We start from the raw sequence: 17,320 nt of genomic DNA, 5'->3' as shown, positions 1-17,320 counted from the left end.
TGCGCGCGCCCTAGTCGCCGCGGTCGAAACGCTGGGCCCGTAGGGCGCGCGCCGCGGAATCGCGTCCTTCGAGCACGAGGCGTCGCAACGCCGGCGGATGGTCGCCGGCGAGGAAGTCGTCGGCGCGCGCCAGCCCCTCGTCGCTGATGTCCCACCCCGGGTACAGGCCGATGACGACCGTCTGGGCGACCTCGCTCGAGCGCCGCGCCCACACGTCGGCGACCGTGTCGAAGTACTTCTCGGCATAGGGGGCCAGGAGATCGCCCTGACCGGGGCGCACGAAGCCCTCGGTGATGGACCGGACGGTGATGTTCGGCAGCGAGTCGTCGACCATGGCCGCCTGCCACGCCGCCGCCTTGGCCTGTGCGGTGGGCCGCGCGGCCTTCGCGGCCTCGGCGTTGCGGTTGCCGGCGGCCGTCGGGTCGCGCTGCAGCTCGGCGTCGATCTCCGGGGTGTCGACGACGCCGGCCGTCGCCAGCGCGCGCAGGACGCGCCAGCGCAGGTCGGTGTCGACCGACAACCCGGCGAGGCCGTGCGAGGCGGGGTCGTCGCCGGCGAGCAGGCCCTGCAGCACCGTGTGCTGGTCGGGGAAGGTCACCCCGGCCAGCAGTGTGTTGAGGAAGGCGAGTTGGTGGTCCGAGCCCGGCTCGGCGCCCCGGGCCAGCTCGAGCAGGCGGGCGGCGAAGGCCGGCCAGCCGGTGTCCCGGGCCCACTGGGGGTCGCCGTAGGAGTCCAGTGCCGTGGTGGCCTGCAGCAGCACGCGCTGCACGACGCCGATCTCGGTCTCGGTGGCGATCCCGCGCGAAACCAGGTCGACGAAGTCGCGGGCCGTCATCTCGGCCTGGCGGGTCATCTCCCAGGCCGCCGACCAGATCAGGGTGCGCGGCATGGAGTCGGCGATGTCGGCGATCCGCTCGGTGGCGACCTTCAGCGACGCCGGGTCGAGGCGGATCGACGCGTAGGTCAGGTCATCGTCGTTGAGCAGCACGAGGTCGCCGCGGTCGACGCCGACCAGGTCGGCGACGTCGGTGCGCTCACCCTCGACGTCGAGCTCGACGACGCTCGTGCGGACCAGTTTCCCGCCTTCCGTGCCGTAGACGCCGACCTTCATGCGGTGCACGCGGGTCTCGCCGGCGCCGGGTGCGGCGCCCTCCTGGACGATGGTGAACCGGGTGAACCGCCCCTCGTCGTCGACCTCGAAGTCGGGCCGCATGACGTTGATCCCGGTGGTCTTGAGCCATTGGGCGCCCCAGTCGGACAGGTCGCGCCCGGAGGCCTTCTCCAGCGCGGCGAGCAGGTCGTCGAAGGTGGCGTTGTCGAACTTGTGGGCGGCGAAGTAGTCGCGCAGGCCGGCCAGGAAGGGTTCGAGGCCGACGTAGGCGACGAGCTGCTTGAGCACCGACGCGCCCTTGGCGTAGGTGATGCCGTCGAAGTTGACCTCGACCGCGGCGATGTCGGGGATGTCGGCGGCGACGGGGTGCGTCGAGGGCAGCTGGTCCTGCCGGTAGGCCCACGACTTCTCGACGTTCGCGAAGGTCGTCCAGGCGGACGTGTACTCGGTGGCCTCGGCCTGGCACAGCACCGACGCGAAGGTGGCGAAGGACTCGTTGAGCCACAGGTCGTCCCACCAGCGCATGGTCACCAGGTCGCCGAACCACATGTGGGCCATCTCGTGCAGCACGGTCTCGGCGCGGCGCTCGTACAGGTAGTTGGTGACGCGCGAGCGGAAGACGTAGTCCTCCAGGAAGGTCACGGCGCCGGCGTTCTCCATCGCGCCCGCGTTGAACTCGGGCACGAACAGCTGGTCGTACTTGCCGAAGGCGTAGGGGATGCCGAAGTTGCGGTGGTAGAAGTCAAACCCCTGCTTGGTCTCGGCGAACAGGCGGTCGGCGTCCATGAACTCGGCGAGCGAGGCGCGGCAGAACAGGCCGAGGTCGATCGTGCCGTGTTCGTCGCTGTAGCTGTCGGTCCAGCGGCGGTACGGTCCGGCGATGAGGGCGACCAGATAGGTGCTGAGCAGCGGCGTGGTCGCGAAGGTGTGCGTGACGCTGCCGTCGTCGCCCTTCGTCGTCGACGCGGTGGCCCCGTTGGAGACGACCTCCCAATCGCCGGCGGCTTTCACCGTGACGTCGAAGACGGCTTTGACGTCGGGTTGGTCGAAGCAGGCGAACATGCGCTTGGCGTCGGCGGTCTCGAACTGTGAGTACAGGTACACCGCGTCGTCGGTCGGGTCGACGAAGCGGTGCAACCCTTCGCCGGTGTTGGAGTAGGCGCATTCGGCGACGACGACCAGTTCGTTGCGCTCGGCGAGGTCGGGCAGCGCCAGGCCGACTTCCTCGTCGTAGCCGTCGACGGACAGCACCTTGCCGTTGAGGGTCGCAGAGACCAGTTTCGGGGCGACCAGGTCGACGAAGGTCTCAGTGCCCGGCTGTGCGCCGAAGGTGATCGTCGAGGTGGAGTGGAACGTCGTCTCGCCGGGTTTGCCCGCACCGTCGGTCAGGTCCAGGTCGATGCGGTAGGCGACGTCGGTGAGGACCCTTCGTCGGGCAGCTGCTTGGTCGCGGGTCAGGTTCGGCTCAGTCACGGGTACCACCCTAACGACGGTCGGGTCGCGGGCGCAGAGTGCCGGACGGGGGAGTACAACGGATGGCATGACCAATCGCGTTGATTTCTGGTTCGACCCGTTGTGCCCGTGGTGCTGGATCACCTCCCGGTGGATCCTCGAGGCGGAGAAGGTGCGTCCGATCGACGTCAACTTCCACATCATGAGCCTGGCCGTGCTCAACGAGGGCAAGGACATCCCCGAGGCCTACCGTGAGGGCCTCAAGCACGCGTGGAAGCCGGTGCGCGTGCTGGCGGCGGCGCAGGCCGAGAAGGGGGAGGCGATCCTGTCACCGCTCTACACGGCGATGGGCACCCGCATCCACGACAACGCCGAGAAGGACCCCGCGGCGATCATCGCGGGCGCGCTCGCCGACGTCGGGCTGCCGGCCGAGTTGGCACAGGCCGCCGACTCGACCGAGTTCGACGAGGCCATCCGCACCAGCCACCACGAGGGCATGGACAAGGTCGGGGACGACGTCGGAACGCCGACGATCCACGTCAACGACACGGCGTTCTTCGGACCGGTCCTCTCGCGCATCCCGCGCGGCGAGGACGCCGGCACGCTGTGGGACGGCGTCGTCGCCGTCGCGTCGAACCCGCACTTCTTCGAACTCAAGCGGACCCGCACCGAAGAGCCCGAGTTCGACTGACTACGGCTTGGTCTGCGAGACCATGCCGTTGGGCAGGTAACCCTCGGGCACCGCGGCCGGATGGGGCGGCGGCGGGACGACCGGTGCCGCGTTGCCGCTGCCGGTGCCGCGCACGACGGTGTTCGGCCGGACCAGGATCGCGCCCGGTCGCGTGCGGTCGCGCAGTGCGGCGGCCCGCCACGTCAGCACGGGGTGCGTCGACAGCAGGTTGACGATGTGGACGAACGGTCCGCGCTCCTGCGTCGCACGGTCGGCGAACTGGTCGAAGTCGATCGCCGAGAGCAGGTACTTGCCCGACGACAGCGCCCCGATGACGCCCGGGACCCCCGACGGCCGCGTGTAGTAGCCGTAGTTGTCGGCGGTGTACTCCTGGGCGCGCGAGAGGGTCGTGCCCAGTACCGGGATCGCGAACGCGATCGACGACGCCAGCTGCCGCCAATAGGACACGTGCCCGGCGGCGATGTGGCCGACCTCGTGGCCGATGACGAAGCGCAGCGCCTCCGGATCACGGGCCTGGCCGCCGATCTCGAACAGGTCGCTGGTCACGACGACGAAGCGGCGGAACCCGTGGCCCGAGGCGAAGGCGTTGATCGTGCCGTTGCCGTTCATCACGTAGGCGTCGGGGATGTACTCGAGTCCGTAGCGGGCGGCCGCGTCGGCGACCATCTCGTAGACCTCGGGGAACTGCGTGGGGGTCAGCTGCACCGCGCCCACGCGCTGCTTGGCGTAGTTCAGGCCACGGCCGAAGGCCAGCAGCAGCGGCACCAGGAGTACCGACAGGAACTGCCAGCTCAGGTTGCTCAGCGCGACGGCCAACACGAAGCCGAGGTAGATGAGCACGGTCACCGCGATGACGAGGACCAGCATGGGGATCTCCCACGGGTGTCGCTGTGGCGGACCCGCGAAACGTGCGGGCGGCAGCCAACGCGCGTCGGGCGGGATCTGCTGCGTCTCGGGGGCCGGTCCGGCCGGGATTCCGGGGACCGACGGGATCGGCGAGGACAGGCCGGGGGTCGTTTCTGATTGCGCCACGACTCCAAACTATAGTGACGCCATGCGCGTCTACCTTGGTGCCGACCATGCCGGCTTCGAATTGAAGAACCGAATCGCCGAACATTTGACGGCGGGAGGCCACGAAGTCATCGACTGCGGGGCCCACGAGTACGACGCGCAGGACGACTATCCGGCGTTCTGCATCGCCGCCGCGACGCGCACCGTCGCCGACCCCGGCAGTCTGGGCATCGTCCTGGGCGGCAGCGGCAACGGTGAGCAGATCGCCGCCAACAAGGTCAAGGGCGCACGGTGTGCCCTGGCGTGGAGCGTGGAGACCGCCGAGCTGGCCCGCCAGCACAACAACGCCCAGCTCATCGGTATCGGCGGCCGCATGCACACCGAGGCCGAGGCACTGGCGATCGTGGACGCCTTCATCGCCACGCCGTGGTCGGAGGAGCCGCGCCACCAGCGCCGCATCGACATCCTCGCCGAGTACGAGCGCACCGGCGTGCCGCCCGCCGTGCCCGGTGCCTGAGGGCCACACCCTCCACCGACTCGCCCGGCGCCAACAACGGCAGTTCGGCGGGCACCCGGTCGCGCTGAGCAGCCCGCAGGGGCGGTTCGCCGACGAAGCCGCCCTGCTCGACGGCTGGACCTTCCACCGCGCGCAGGCGTGGGGCAAACACCTGGTCCAGGAGTACCGGCCGCCCGGTTCGACGCCCCGCTCGGGCCCCCGACAGTTGGTGCACGTGCACCTGGGCATCTACGGCGCCTTCCACGAGTTGCCGGTGCCGCCCGGACCGCCCGTCGGGCAGGTGCGGCTGCGGATCGTCGGGCCGGCCGCCGCGGTCGACCTGCGGGGTCCGAATGCGTGCGAGCTGTACACGCCCGAAGAGCTGGACGACCTGATCGCCCGCCTGGGTCCCGATCCGCTGCGTCCCGATGCCGATCCATCGCGCGCGAAGGCGGCGATCCAGAAGTCGAGGCGACCGATCGGCGCCCTGCTCATGGATCAGAAGGTCATCGCCGGCGTCGGCAACGTCTACCGCGCCGAGGTGCTCTACCGCGCGGGCATCGATCCGCACCGGCCGGGGACGTCGATCACCGACGACGAGTTCGACGCGCTCTGGCAGGACCTGTTGCTGCTCATGCCCATCGGCGTGCGGCGCGGTCAGATGCATGTCCTGCGGCCCGAGGACGATCACGGCGCACCGGCCTATCGCCCCGACCGCCCGCGGACCTACGTCTATCGACGCGTGGGGGAGCCGTGCCGGGTCTGTGGCACGCCCATCGCGCACGAGGTCATGGAGGGCCGCAACCTCTTCTGGTGTCCGGGGTGTCAGCCGGGCTGAGCCGCCAGTCCACGAGCGTCGCCGCGACGCCCGCAAGGTGATACTCCCGTCGCGGAGAGTAGTGAACGCACCCTCCACCGGTCCTTGGCTGCCTCAGAACCCGGATTCGGTGTGCTTGTGGAAGGCGGTGAAATGCGGAGCTCAGCTGATCTGCTCGGCGTTGGCTCGGCCGGACCTGCGCTTACCCTCCGATGGCGAAGCGATCGATCGAGGTCTTCACACACCGTGAGATACGAGAACCTCTGAGTTGGTGTGGCTTTTAGACAGGCCACACCAACTCAGAGGTTCTCTTCCGATTAATCAGGCAAGGCTGCTATCAATTGCCCGGGTACAGCTAGCGGGGCTGGCGTCGGCCCCTGCTAGGCAGGGAATCACCAAGTAGGTGCAGGAATCTTGTCCTTACCAACCTGGGCATCGAAGTTCCCCTCGGTGTCAGTGGCGGTCACGTCAACGGGTAGCCACGATTGTCCGACTCGCAACGCACACTCCTGCTTTGCGCCGACGAGGAACTCAAGCCCGCCTTTGCACTTGACCTCATCTGGCTGCTTCCCGACCTTCTCGCTGATCGACTCCTTGACCTTCGTCTGGAGCTGCTCCACCCCCGCGGAGGGGACCTTCGAGGTGGTCGCAGAATCGTTGGTGCTTGCAGTGCAGGATGAAGTCAGTACCATGGCAACGCCGGCGATGCCAACGACGCCGATCTTCGTGAGATTTCGCATGGGTGTGCGCCCTTCGAGTAGTTCAACATTGTCCGGAGCCAATCTACCACGGCCGGGGAACCTGCAGCTCAGTGCGAATACATGAACCAGATGACCAATACAAATCCGATCACCAGGACAAACATCGCTGGTATTACGATTGCGGCGATGCTGCCCGCAATTAGGAGGACTCGAGAATTCTGTTTGGTGAGGGATTGGTGCCAGCCGTATGTGACCGTGCGGCTGTATATGAATCTTCCCAGGTCTGACACTGGTTGTGGCTCGAACCGTCCGGTTGCCGGCTCGCGGATCACTGTTCCGCTGTACTCTATGCTTCGCCCAGCCAAGAGGGTCATCGGAATGTTGTCAAACCGATCGAACTGTCCCTTGTAGTTGAAGCCAGCGGCTTTGCTGCCCGGCTGAATATCGCGGCGTGCCAGAACTTCAGGCCCGTCGATTCGGATGCTGTGATACTCCGGGGCTAGTGTGACGATGGCGACTTCGTCGCCCAACGTTAGTAAGAATTGATCGGGGGAGAGTCGACTTATCGTTACCCCATTGGCGGGCCCGTCGCTTACTAGGCGCTCAAAAACGGCATTAACTGATTCGTTAGGTTCCAGCTTGTCCTCGCCGAAATCTGGATTCGAGCTTTGAGTCATGCTAGGCGGCGTGGCTCTGGGACGAGGGTATGCCCGACAGAGACCGCAATATCAATCTCCGTACCCTGGACGTTAGTGACTCGTACTGTAAGAGGAAGCCAGGACCCACCTTTTGAAACGGCGCCAGTCTGAGTAGCCCCGACGACGCCGTCCAGGCCTCCTTCGCAGCGCACCTCGTCGGGTTCGACGCCGACGCTCTTGGCGAGCTGTGTGGCGATTCCAGACTGCAGGCTTCCGATGCTCATAGCTACCACAAGGTTCCCTTTCTTAGAGTGCTAAGGCGCTTCTGGGCTGCCTCTTCGGCGTTAGCTGGCCAGTTCGAGAGTGTCGAGCATCGTAACGTAGTCCTCACGGAACTTGTTAAACTGCTCTCCTGGGGCGGTGAATTGGAATTCGAGAGCCAGGACTAGGTTCTGGTCAACTTGGAAACCCATCACTGTTTGAATGACGCCGAATTCTCCCACGCTAAATGAAGTGGACGCCGTAGACACTTCTTCGTTATAGCTAATGTCGAAGATTTGGTCGGGAACGAATCGGGCGCGCATAGCCTCCGCTAACTCGACTAACGTGGTGTCGGCGGCGTAGTACTCTCGGATTTCGATGCGCGATTGGGGTGCATCCGGATTGACCAGTCCGACGTGGAGTAACTCGACACTCTCGCGATTCAATGGTGCATCCACTTGCCAATTTCCTACGGAATCGAATGTGAAAGTAGGCAGGGGGGCGTATGTGTGTGACTTTGCATTCATGGTTACCAGAACTTCAGCTTACTGACAGCCTTCTTGGTTACGTTTACTGCGGCGGAGCCAACCTTCTTCGCGCCCTCTGCCGCGCTCTTGGCGGTGTCTGTGACCTTCTTCGGGTCAATCGTGACATTGAAGTTGACTTCCGCGCCGATGCCGAGGGTAGCTCCTAGCTTAGCGCCAATCTGGAACTTACCATCGTCGGTCTTCCCGATAGTTGCCTTGGCGTTCGCACCAATGCCTGCGCGAAGCGCACCACCAGCGTCGGCACCTACACCGCCAACGTCAGCATGAAGCTTCCCTGTTACTTCGGCTCCGGCGAATGCTTCAAGCTCGAGATCGGCGCCATCCTTTCCGATACTCCCCTTCGCGGAAGAGTTCGCGCCAACCTTCGCTTCGACTTCTTGTTTGATATTGGCAGGGCCGACGTCAAGACTGTTAGTGACTTTGGTCTTGACCACGTTTGCCTCGGCTTCGAGGCTGCCCTTCAGATTCCCGTCCTCCGCACCCAATTTCCCCTTTACCCCTACTTGGAACGCTTCGAGTTCGGCAGAAGATTCCGACTTAACCGGGCCGATAGTGGTTTTCTGTTTGCCGCTGATCTTAACTGCACTGGCTTCCGCAGACAGTTCGCCGTGGAGCCCGTTCTCGTACGAGAGAGTTGCTTTCGCTGAGGTGTTACCAACGCCCACGTTGGCCTCTTGCTCAAGCTTTACCGGCCCCGCCGTCTGCGTGCGCCGCACGTCGAGCGGGCGGTAGGCAGAATGGTCATGAATCGGAACTTCGGCGATCTTGATATTCGTCTTGACTTTCGGGGAGTCATCCGATTCCGGTGCCGGGCCAGACTGCCATGAGCCATCTGGTTGTCGCGTAAGCGTGCCGCCGTCCTCGCCTAAGCTCGTCGGCTTTGCGACTTTGATCTTGACGCCGACAGTGCCCTCGCCCGATAGGGAAGGTGAGTTAGAGGTAGTCGGGCTTGTGTCGCCCCATGAACCGCCGCCTCCGCCATCAGCAGGTTGTGGCTTGGGTTCCTCGGGGCGTTGGGGATCACCCCACGAGCCCCCGCCGCCGGATCCAGGCACGCTTGGCAGGACATCGTGCGGGATCATCGGTGCCTGGGACACGGGCCCTGTCGGGGTGCCTGCCGCCTGAGGTTGAGTGGGAGTGGACGATTCTTGTGGCTTAGAACCGACCCCTGGCTGAGCTTTGTCAATTGACCCGTACTCGGGAGACGGAGCAGACGGAGGAGCCGGTGCGGGTGCAGGTACCGGCACCGGTGCTTGATTCACGCCGGACGTCAAGGTCAGTCCACCCCCACATCTCCGCCCAGTTCGGGCTCATAATTGACTGTCGCCCGTTCGGGCATAGATAGCGGCTAGTTGCCGGAAGTTGCGGCCGATTCGGTCACAACTTCCGGCCCTGGCCCTATTCGGATTCGCGCTAGTGGCCCATTGCCTGGCGCATGCCGGCGCGGAGTTTGTTGTTCTCCTCGCCTGCTTCGGACAGAGCGTTGTGAACGTCGGCGAAGACGTTGCGGACGCCAGTGGCACCACGCTGGAAGCGTGCGAAGAGGGCTTCGTACTGGTCGGCTTCTTCACCTTCCCAGTGGCCCCTCAACTCGGCCGCAGCGCTCTGAAAGCTTTCGAGCTGCTCGTCGAAACGGCTCACCTGGTTCTGCAAGTCGCCCATCATGGACTGTGCGGTGTTGTCGTCAAACTTGTACATCTAAGACTCCTTGGAAGTTGGAATGGTCGAGACGGCGCTATCCGCCGAAGTCCGTCGCGCTAACCCAGTCGGCGGATGCCTCCACTTGGGAGACAGCGTCAGCCTGCGAAGCCTGACCTGCGGCCGACGCCTTCGCGACACCTTCCATCTTCTGGATGACCTCGTCGAGGGCGCGCTTCATCTGTTCGTGCGACTCGCCGACCTTCTGGCCAAAGCCGTTCCACTTGGTAGCTGCGTCGCCCTCCCAGGCTCCGCTAGCGCCGTCAATAGTGTTGTTGAACTCGCTGCCGATGCTGTGGAGGGAGGACATCGAGTCCAGCAACTGCTGACTGTGCTTCCGGAATCCCTCGTCTTCAATCCGTGTTGCGGACATACCGACTTCCCCTTCGAACTCTGACCGTTCGTCCAAACGGCCGTTGGATAGACTTCACGGTTGATACCTCGGTTCAACACGCGCTAGAAGGCTAACACGACTGCAGGGCGATTTGTGATCCACAACTCAGAAATTACGGCCAGAAGTAGTGGTAGACGCCCTGCGCGAGGAAGACCAACGGCACGACTCCCAAGGTCAACGGGATCGCCAGTGTGTCGAGCACTCGAGCGGCGCGTGCGCTGGCCACATCATCCAGTCGACTGAGTCCGATGACTAGGGCAAGGCCTCCGACCACGATGACCAACGCCGCACTGGTCGCGATCATGGCATCTGTCGTGATGTGGGCCCACCCCGGTGCCGCCACGAGGAACGCAACCGCCCCGGCGGCCGCCGCGCAGAGCACGGGCGTCACGTGGCGGGCATGGACGTAGGTGCGACTCTGGACGACGAGGACCACTGAGACGTACGCCGCCAGGCAACCTTGGATCCAGATGCCTCCAAGTGCGACGGTAACCATCGCCAGTCCGATGAGGAACGAGAGCGTCGCGATCGCGCTGTCAACGCGGAAACGTGACGATTGGACCTCGTGGTGGATGTTCTGGCGGCCGGCCAGCGTGCCATCATCGGCACTGCGTACCAGTGCGACGAGCCCCCCGCTAGTGAGGGCGGCGGTCGGGGTGTAGCCGAGCGCCAGCAGAAGGGGAGCCAGTGCCCATGCCGCGATACCGACCTCGCTCGCCCCGAACGTCGCGCCCAGGGCGACTACAGTCATGACTCCAGCGACCATGCCGGCGGTCCATCGGGTTACGATGCCGGCCAAGGAGCCAGCTGTCGACGCTAGGACGACTCCGAGCGCTCCACCGGCGACCGCCGCAGCCCAGCCCGCTCCCGACTGCGCGTGATGACCGGCGGCGCCCGCCGCCCACGCGAACGCCGGAACGGCTGCCCACGCAATCTGTCCGCCGTGGCGACGACGGGCCCACCAGCCGCCGGTTAGAGCGGCGACTCCGATGGCCACCCCGGCGCCGACTGCGAACCAGCTGAGTGAGCGGAGCGCGAACAGTCCGACTGACGCGGCCAATGCAGCCAGCAGGACACACCCGACGATTCTGTTGCGCGTCTCGTCGCGCCAGACCTCATATTCGGCATCGACGGCGTGCTCGACGGCGGCGAGTACATCGTCGACGAAGGGTGCCTCCGGGGCGTTCGCCGCTTCGGTCAGATACAGGGTCTCGCCGTCGAGAATCCCGTGGGATGCGAGGGTGGATTCGCGCGTTAGGACCCCGCGAGCGGAGTCGGACAGTTGCCACGTCCCAATGTCGGTGTTGGACTCGGGGCTCATCCCGGCGAGGATCATCAGGCTGGCGAGCCAGGTCACGACGGGTTCTTCCGCTGGAAGACTGACGTCGACTTGCTTCGACGGACCGACGATCGTCACGCGTACGAATACCGAACTCATAGCAATCAATAATGCCGAATTGCTCAGCAGTTGGACTCATCGCCCCCAGTGGGTAGTTCGCCGGGCATGGCCGGTATGCGCCTAGAATTGCGGTGCATCGCATTTCGAAGGGGGGATCACCGCAGCATGGCGTCGCGAATTGTTCACCGTCCCGCCCGGATCCGGGTGGACCCGTTGCCCAAGCAACCTCTGGAAATCCCGCCGGTTCCGGTGCTCGACTCTCCGACGTCCCCACAGGAAGGGGCGATGCTCCGCGTCGCAATGCCTGTTGTCGCGGGTTCGGGAATGTTGCTGATGATGATGTCGTCGGGCAACACCATCCGCATGATCGCCGGCCTAGCCATGGTGTCGATGGCGGTCATCATGGGCGTGACCATGTTTGTCCGGTCGAAGACAGGCCCCCGCAAGCGGACCGAGCTTCAACGCCGCAACTTCCTCGAGTTTCTCGGCCGACTGCGGGATGACCTGCGCCCTGAAATCGACCTGCAGCGCCAGGTCCAGGCGCGGATCCACCCGAACCCGACGGAGCTGCTGTCGGTCGTCGCCGACCCATCGCGGCTCTATGAGCGTCGTAGGGGCGACGCCGACTTTGGCATCGTCCGGATAGGGACGGGCCCTGGTGAGCTGGCCCGCGATGTCAAGTTCGGAAAGAGCACCGATCCGGCTGCCGTTCTCGACGAGATCGCCCAGGCGCATCTGTCCCGGACGCGGGCACTCATCGAACGGATCGACGGGCTCCCGCTGACAGTTGAGCTGAGCGGTATCATCTCCGTCGTCGGCCCCGTGGAACAGTGCAACAACCTGATCCGTGCGGCGCTGTCCCAATACATCACGCTGCATGCGCCGGAGGACGCAGTGGTGCACCTCTGTGCGGCACCCGACGACGAGCGGCATGACTGGATAAAGTTCGCTCCGCATGTGTTGGACCCGGAGAATTTTGACGGTCCGATGAATCGGCGTCGGATCACCTACACGCACGTCGAACTCGCGCAGACGCTCGGGGCGGTGATAAGCGAGCGTGCCGCCGACGCGGCCCAGAGCAAGAGTGGGGTGGCGCACTCGCCATTTATCGTAGTCGTGGTGGACCTCGACGGCTCGAACGGGCAACAGCCATTGGCGCTGTTCCCCGCAGGAAGCTCGCCGGAGAGTTGCGGGGTGTGCGTGATCACCCAGACGCGCGAACGGATCAACGAGCCCAGCGAGATCTCGTTGCGCATCACAGTCGGTGAAGACGGCCAGGTGTCCATCGAGGACCCTAACCCACCGGAGGACCCCCAAGCGGTCAAGCGTGCCGTCCCGCGCCCGAAGCAGCTGGCTACTGGCGCGTCGCGCGGGTCGATTGACGACGTGCCGGTGCCGATGGCCGCGCGTCTGGCACACAACCTCGCGCCGGTACGGCTAGCGGCGACGTCGGCGCAGGAAGCCCCGCTCGAGTCAACGGTCACAATCGAAGCCCTCCTCGGTATTGAGGACATCGGTACCTTCGATCCGCTCGAGACGTGGCGCCCCCGGAAGATCGAGGACTTCCTGCGCGTGCCCTTCGGCGTAGACAACGCCGGTCGCCAGGTCCACCTCGACCTGAAGGAGTCCGCGCTCGAAGGTCATGGCCCGCACGGCCTGTGCATTGGTGCGACGGGGTCGGGCAAGTCCGAGGTGCTGCGCACCATCGTGCTGGCGCAGGCGATCAACCACCCGCCCGAGCGGTTAGCGTTCGTGTTGGTCGACTACAAGGGCGGCGCGGCCTTCGCGGGCCTCGACATTCTGCCGCACACCGCGGCCATGGTTGACAACTTGGGCGACCAGGACGGCTTGGTCGACCGCCTGCATGACGCGGTGCACGGCGAGATGCAGCGCCGACAGAAAGTGCTGCAAGACGCCGGCGCGAAGAATATCTACGACTATAACGAGAAGCGAGAGGTTAGTGGCGGTATGGATCCGCTGCCAAACCTCGCAGTGATCATCGACGAGTTCGGCGAGATCCTCGTCCAGAAGCCTGAGTTTCTCGATCTGTTCGTGCAGATCGGCCGGATCGGCCGATCCATCGGCGTGCACCTGTTGCTGGCCTCCCAGCGATTGGAGGAAGGGCGCCTGCGCGGCCTGGAATCGCACCTTTCCTATCGGTTGGGTCTGCGTACCTTCTCCGCCGCGGAATCCCGCACGGTCATCGGCACGACCGACGCGCACGAACTACCCGCGCTGCCCGGGTCGGGCTACCTCAAGGTCGACCCAGACGTGTATTCGCGGTTCAAGGCTGCGTACGTGTCGGGTCGCTACGAGCCGGCATCCGAGAGGGTCAGCTTCGACCTGCCGGCGATCCCGGTGCCCTTCGAGTCGGCCAACGTCGTGGACGACTGGCTGAAGCGGCAGCAGGAGTCGTATCAGGAAGCGATGTCTGCGAGTCTGCCGCAGAAGGAGGAGTCCCCCTTCGACAAAATCGCGCTGATCGTTGCGGCCGAGAGGATGGAAGCGGTCGGTACGAAGGTAAACCAGATCTGGTTGCCGCCGCTGTCGAACGACCTCGGCCTTGAGGAGGCACTGGGAGACCTCGAAGTGGTTCCGGAGCGGGGTCTCCAGGTGGTCGACATCGAGGCGCGATCTAAGCTGAGTTTCCCGATTGGGATTGTCGACGACCCCGCCGAGCAGTGGCAGGGGCTATTCAATGTCGACACTGCAACGTCGAATGTGATGGTGCTAGGCGCGCCGCAGACTGGGAAGACTACTACGGCTCGAGCGCTCATCATGGGTTCGGCCGCGACACACACTCCGGCCGAAGTTGCGTGGTACCTCGTCGACGCCGCCTCGACCTCGCTGGGCGACATGGAGGATCTCCCACACGTTGGTGGCGTCGCTACGCGCTTCGATCCGGACAAGATTCGTCGAGCGGTTGCGGAGACCGCGTTCGAGCTGAGTCAGCGCGAGGAACTCTTTACGAAGCGGAGGATCTCATCGGCCGACCAGATGCGACGCATGGTCGCCAACGGCGATCTGCCCGAGATAGACGTGGCTGACCGCTATCTCCTCGTTGACGGTTGGGCGACGTTTGCCTCGGACTTCGAGGCGCTTGTCCCCGTGGTGACCGACCTCGCTATCCGGGGGTTGGGCTACGGTATACACGTTGTGATCATCGCCAACCGCCTTGCCGACATGCGGATGAATCTGCACACCAATCTCGGGACTACGATCGAGCATCGCCTGACCAGCGCGATTGATTCAATGCTGTCACGCGACCTTCAGCAGCGGATTTCTGTGGACCGGCGGGGGCGGATCGTCACTCCGTCGAAGAGGTTGGCTCAGGTGGTCAATGTTAGCGGGGACAACGTCAGTCAGGCGATTGAGCGGTTCACCGAGGCATGGGAGGGCCCCGTCGCGCCGGTTATCCGCATGTTGCCGGACGATCTCACTTACGAAGAGCTGCTTCAACTCGGCGAGACGCCGTCTGTCCCGGTCGTCGTGGGTGTCGACGAGACACGACTGGCACCGGTGCAGCTCGAGCTGTACGGCGAGGATCCTCATCTCCTCGTCTTCGGTGAAGGAGAATCGGGACGCACCAGTCTGCTCCGCACCGTGTTGACAGATCTCGTCGGCCGTTCTGCGCAGCGCATCAACATCGTAGTTGTCGATCCACGTCGGACCATGCTGGACTTCGTACCGTCGCCGCCGTTGACTTCCTACGTTACGACCGTTGAGCAGGCGAAGCCGATGTTCGAAAGGCTGGAGGTGTTCCTCGCCAAGCGGCTTCCGGGGGCGGATGTGACTCCAGCGCAACTACGGGATCGGTCGTGGTGGGAGGGCCCCGAGATGATCGTAGTGGTCGACGACTACGACCTATTGGTGCCATCGACATCAAGTCCGAATCCCCTTTCTCCCCTGGTCAAGCTGATCCCGCATGCCAAAGACATCGGGCTCCACATCGTCCTGGCTCGGAAGGCAGGCGGCCTGGGGCGCGCGATGTTCGACCCAGTGATCTCGGCGCTGCGCGACAATAGCTCGGCGACGATCCTCCTGTCCGGCGACAGGGCCGAGGGGCAGATCTTCACGAAGGTCTACCTGCAGGCTGAGCCGCCCGGCCGCGGCCGTCTGATCCGTCGCGGCGGTGCACCGGTGCGCGCGCAGTTCGCGCACCACGAAACTGAGAAGCTCGAGCCGCCCGCGTGGGGCAAACAACCACCACCGGCCTAGCTTGAGAAGTGGTGCGCTCCCGGCGGAATGTGTTGCTGCGGGTAAGCCGGTACGGCGAACGGGTCGATGAGCATCGCCGCGAGCTCCAGGTAAGCCGCACGCGTGTTGGGGTTCATGTGGTCTAGGTCGATGTGACCACCAACCGCCAGGTGGTCGTCGTACGGGATGATCTGCACGGCGCGAACCCGGCCGCGGAACCAGTCAGCCAGGTTCTCGACGTCGACGGGCGTGTCTTTCCCGCGGCTGGCCGCGATGACGACGATGCACTCTTGCGCAAGCTGGCCGTAGCCGTGTGCGGCCAGCCAGTCGAGGGTCACCATCGCGCTCTGCGCGCCGTCGACGGCGGGTGAGGTCACCAGGACCAGTGAGTTGGCCAGCTTGAGGACGCCATTCATTGCCGAGTGGACCAGACCCGTGCCGCAATCGGTGAGGATCAGGTTGTAATGGTTCTCAAGGATATCGACCGTCCGGATGTAGTCTTCGGCCGAGAAGGCCTCGGACAACTCGGGGTCACTCGATGACGCCAACACCTCAAGTCTGCTAGGCGCCTGGCTCGTGTGCCGACGGACGTCGGAGTATCGGGTGATGTTCGGGTCGCGCAGCAGATCGCGGACCGTCGAGTGCGTTTGGGTGGGTACGCGCCGGGCCAGCGTACCGAGGTCGGGGTTCGCGTCGATCGCGATGACGCGGTCGCCGCGCAGCGACGACAGGGCAGAGCCGAGGCCCACGGTCACCGTCGTCTTGCCGACGCCGCCTTTGAGGGAGAGGACCGCCACGCGGAAATCGGTGCGGACGGGCTGGCGGACACGCTCGACGAGTTCATTGATCGACTTCTGATTCGACGTGCCGCCGAACGAGATGAGGCCGTTCGCCGCGGTGCGCATCATGTCGCGCAGGCGACGTCTCGGCGCCTGCCCACCGGCGATGTGGTGCAGGGCCGACTGGCCCACCTGCGGCATCTGCGGCAGCAGGCCCGGCTGCTGTTGGAGGTGCTGCGGCGGGTGTCCCTGCTGAGGGTAGGCCTGCGGGGACGCTGGCGTAGGTGAGGGCTGCGGCGCCGGTGCGGCTGGCGGCTGCGGCGCGGTGGACGCTGAGGAAGGCCTTGGCGCCACGGCTTGCTCGGGTGCCGCGGGTTGCGAGGGCGCGGTGGGTGTACGAGTCGCGGCCGGTTGGTCGGTTTGCAGCCCGGCAAACGGATTCAGCGCCGCTGGCTCGTCGTCGGTCTGGATCTCGACTGACGGGTCGAAGTCGTTGCGCGGATCGGCCGGGTCTTCGGCCGGGGGTGCAGGCTGCTGATGGGGTGAGGGAGGGGTCGACTCCGCACCTTTGGGCTGGCCGGTGACGTCACCGCCAGAGCGCTCGGACTGGGCAGTCATCCAAGGTGGCGGCTGGGATCCGTCGCTATAGGTCACGCGGATTTCCTGTCGTCGTCGAGGCCCTCGTCAGTCTGGTGCCCACTGTCCTCGTCCTTGCGTTTCTCGTCGTCGTCTTTGTCGTCGCCCGACTTCGGCTTGCCCGCGCCACCCGCCGCCGGGCCCGCGCCGTAGCTGGCGCCATCGGATGCAGAGTCCCTCTTGGTGGAGGATCCGCCTGCAGCACCGCCTCCGAGACCGCCGAGTGCGCCCGCGACGGCTTGGGCCGCCCCCATCGGAGCCTGCGCGGCCTGCTGTCCGGCGGTGACCTGCGAGGCGGCCTGAGCGGCCAAGGAAACCTGGTCGAGGGGATTCCCCTCATCGCTGCCAGACCCTTCCTCCCCGACGCCTTCTTTGGACTTGTCGGCCTTGGCGACTTTCTTGCCGCCGGTTTGTTCGGCCGGGGTGGAGGTGTCGGTGGTTTGTTCGTTCTTTGTGGCGACGTGGCTGATTGTGGATCCGGTGCCACCGCT

The 17,320-nt window shown here is 65.1% G+C and carries 16 protein-coding genes; 4 read left to right on the top strand and 12 right to left on the bottom strand.

Annotated features, from left to right (window positions below; genetic code table 11):
* Positions 1-10: 10 nt before the first annotated feature.
* Positions 11-2,584 carry an aminopeptidase N gene (gene pepN / locus QM634_RS00920; RefSeq protein WP_415040899.1) on the bottom strand — a complete coding sequence of 858 codons (2,574 nt, stop codon included), beginning with the start codon at positions 2,582-2,584 and terminating at the stop codon, positions 11-13.
* 67 nt (positions 2,585-2,651) lie between these two features.
* Here pepN and QM634_RS00915 point away from each other — a divergent pair, with 67 nt between their 5' ends.
* Entirely contained in the window at positions 2,652-3,254 is a 603-nt protein-coding gene (locus QM634_RS00915) for a DsbA family oxidoreductase (protein ID WP_415040898.1), read from the top strand.
* On the opposite strand, the gene QM634_RS00910 is transcribed toward QM634_RS00915, so the two are convergent.
* Complete coding sequence (locus QM634_RS00910) at positions 3,255-4,286, bottom strand: M48 family metallopeptidase (RefSeq protein ID WP_415040897.1); 1,032 nt, start codon at positions 4,284-4,286, stop codon at positions 3,255-3,257.
* Between the two features lie 22 nt (positions 4,287-4,308).
* Between QM634_RS00910 and QM634_RS00905 the strand changes: the two genes are divergently transcribed.
* Positions 4,309-4,782 carry a ribose-5-phosphate isomerase gene (locus tag QM634_RS00905; RefSeq protein WP_415040896.1) on the top strand — a complete coding sequence of 158 codons (474 nt, stop codon included), beginning with the start codon at positions 4,309-4,311 and terminating at the stop codon, positions 4,780-4,782.
* The gene (locus tag QM634_RS00900; RefSeq protein ID WP_415040895.1) at positions 4,775-5,599 is read left to right on the top strand and encodes an Fpg/Nei family DNA glycosylase; all 825 of its coding nucleotides are present in this window, start codon (positions 4,775-4,777) and stop codon (positions 5,597-5,599) included. Before QM634_RS00905 ends, QM634_RS00900 begins: the two co-directional genes overlap by 8 nt.
* A 371-nt stretch (positions 5,600-5,970) precedes the next feature.
* On the opposite strand, the gene QM634_RS00895 is transcribed toward QM634_RS00900, so the two are convergent.
* The 8 genes from QM634_RS00895 to QM634_RS00860 form a co-directional block, all read right to left on the bottom strand.
* Entirely contained in the window at positions 5,971-6,318 is a 348-nt protein-coding gene (locus tag QM634_RS00895) for a DUF4333 domain-containing protein (RefSeq protein WP_415040894.1), read from the bottom strand.
* Positions 6,319-6,386: 68 nt separating this feature from the next.
* Positions 6,387-6,956, bottom strand: a complete 570-nt coding sequence (locus QM634_RS00890; protein ID WP_415040893.1) for a hypothetical protein — start codon at positions 6,954-6,956, stop codon at positions 6,387-6,389.
* Entirely contained in the window at positions 6,953-7,201 is a 249-nt protein-coding gene (locus tag QM634_RS00885; protein ID WP_415040892.1) for a DUF4333 domain-containing protein, read from the bottom strand. Before QM634_RS00885 ends, QM634_RS00890 begins: the two co-directional genes overlap by 4 nt.
* A gap of 60 nt (positions 7,202-7,261) precedes the next feature.
* Positions 7,262-7,636 (bottom strand): hypothetical protein, encoded by a 375-nt coding sequence (locus QM634_RS00880; RefSeq protein WP_415040891.1) that lies wholly within the window; start codon positions 7,634-7,636, stop codon positions 7,262-7,264.
* Between the two features lie 71 nt (positions 7,637-7,707).
* Positions 7,708-8,808, bottom strand: coding sequence for a hypothetical protein (locus tag QM634_RS00875; RefSeq protein ID WP_415040890.1), 1,101 nt, complete (start codon positions 8,806-8,808; stop codon positions 7,708-7,710).
* A gap of 331 nt (positions 8,809-9,139) precedes the next feature.
* The gene (locus QM634_RS00870) at positions 9,140-9,424 is read right to left on the bottom strand and encodes a WXG100 family type VII secretion target (protein WP_415040889.1); all 285 of its coding nucleotides are present in this window, start codon (positions 9,422-9,424) and stop codon (positions 9,140-9,142) included.
* Between the two features lie 37 nt (positions 9,425-9,461).
* Positions 9,462-9,797 carry a WXG100 family type VII secretion target gene (locus QM634_RS00865; RefSeq protein WP_415040888.1) on the bottom strand — a complete coding sequence of 112 codons (336 nt, stop codon included), beginning with the start codon at positions 9,795-9,797 and terminating at the stop codon, positions 9,462-9,464.
* 133 nt (positions 9,798-9,930) lie between these two features.
* Positions 9,931-11,256, bottom strand: coding sequence for an EsaB/YukD family protein (locus QM634_RS00860; RefSeq protein ID WP_415040887.1), 1,326 nt, complete (start codon positions 11,254-11,256; stop codon positions 9,931-9,933).
* A gap of 66 nt (positions 11,257-11,322) precedes the next feature.
* Here QM634_RS00860 and eccCa point away from each other — a divergent pair, with 66 nt between their 5' ends.
* Entirely contained in the window at positions 11,323-15,435 is a 4,113-nt protein-coding gene (eccCa, locus tag QM634_RS00855) for a type VII secretion protein EccCa (protein ID WP_415040886.1), read from the top strand.
* On the opposite strand, the gene QM634_RS00850 is transcribed toward eccCa, so the two are convergent.
* Complete coding sequence (locus tag QM634_RS00850) at positions 15,432-16,847, bottom strand: AAA family ATPase (RefSeq protein ID WP_415040885.1); 1,416 nt, start codon at positions 16,845-16,847, stop codon at positions 15,432-15,434. The genes eccCa and QM634_RS00850 overlap by 4 nt on opposite strands.
* Positions 16,844-17,320: hypothetical protein (locus tag QM634_RS00845; RefSeq protein WP_415040884.1), on the bottom strand; the 477-nt coding region annotated here is incomplete at its 5' end. The genes QM634_RS00850 and QM634_RS00845, both read right to left, overlap by 4 nt.

This window comes from Gordonia sp. (in: high G+C Gram-positive bacteria), assembly GCF_047606305.1.
In the GTDB taxonomy this organism is placed as follows: Bacteria; Actinomycetota; Actinomycetes; order Mycobacteriales; family Mycobacteriaceae; genus Gordonia.
Note: the sequence above shows the minus strand (reverse complement) of the source record. Positions and strands in the feature narration are given on the sequence as shown.

Excerpts from the sequence above, each read along its gene's own strand:
- QM634_RS00915 (WP_415040898.1), top strand. The coding sequence starts at position 2,652 with ATGACCAATCGCGTTGATTTCTGGTTCGACCCGTTGTGCCCGTGGTGC.
- QM634_RS00905 (WP_415040896.1), top strand. The coding sequence starts at position 4,309 with ATGCGCGTCTACCTTGGTGCCGACCATGCCGGCTTCGAATTGAAGAAC.
- QM634_RS00895 (WP_415040894.1), bottom strand. The coding sequence starts at position 6,318 with ATGCGAAATCTCACGAAGATCGGCGTCGTTGGCATCGCCGGCGTTGCC.
- QM634_RS00890 (WP_415040893.1), bottom strand. The coding sequence starts at position 6,956 with ATGACTCAAAGCTCGAATCCAGATTTCGGCGAGGACAAGCTGGAACCT.
- QM634_RS00885 (WP_415040892.1), bottom strand. The coding sequence starts at position 7,201 with ATGAGCATCGGAAGCCTGCAGTCTGGAATCGCCACACAGCTCGCCAAG.
- QM634_RS00875 (WP_415040890.1), bottom strand. The coding sequence starts at position 8,808 with ATGATCCCGCACGATGTCCTGCCAAGCGTGCCTGGATCCGGCGGCGGG.
- QM634_RS00870 (WP_415040889.1), bottom strand. The coding sequence starts at position 9,424 with ATGTACAAGTTTGACGACAACACCGCACAGTCCATGATGGGCGACTTG.
- QM634_RS00865 (WP_415040888.1), bottom strand. The coding sequence starts at position 9,797 with ATGTCCGCAACACGGATTGAAGACGAGGGATTCCGGAAGCACAGTCAG.
- QM634_RS00860 (WP_415040887.1), bottom strand. The coding sequence starts at position 11,256 with ATGAGTTCGGTATTCGTACGCGTGACGATCGTCGGTCCGTCGAAGCAA.
- eccCa (WP_415040886.1), top strand. The coding sequence starts at position 11,323 with ATGGCCGGTATGCGCCTAGAATTGCGGTGCATCGCATTTCGAAGGGGG.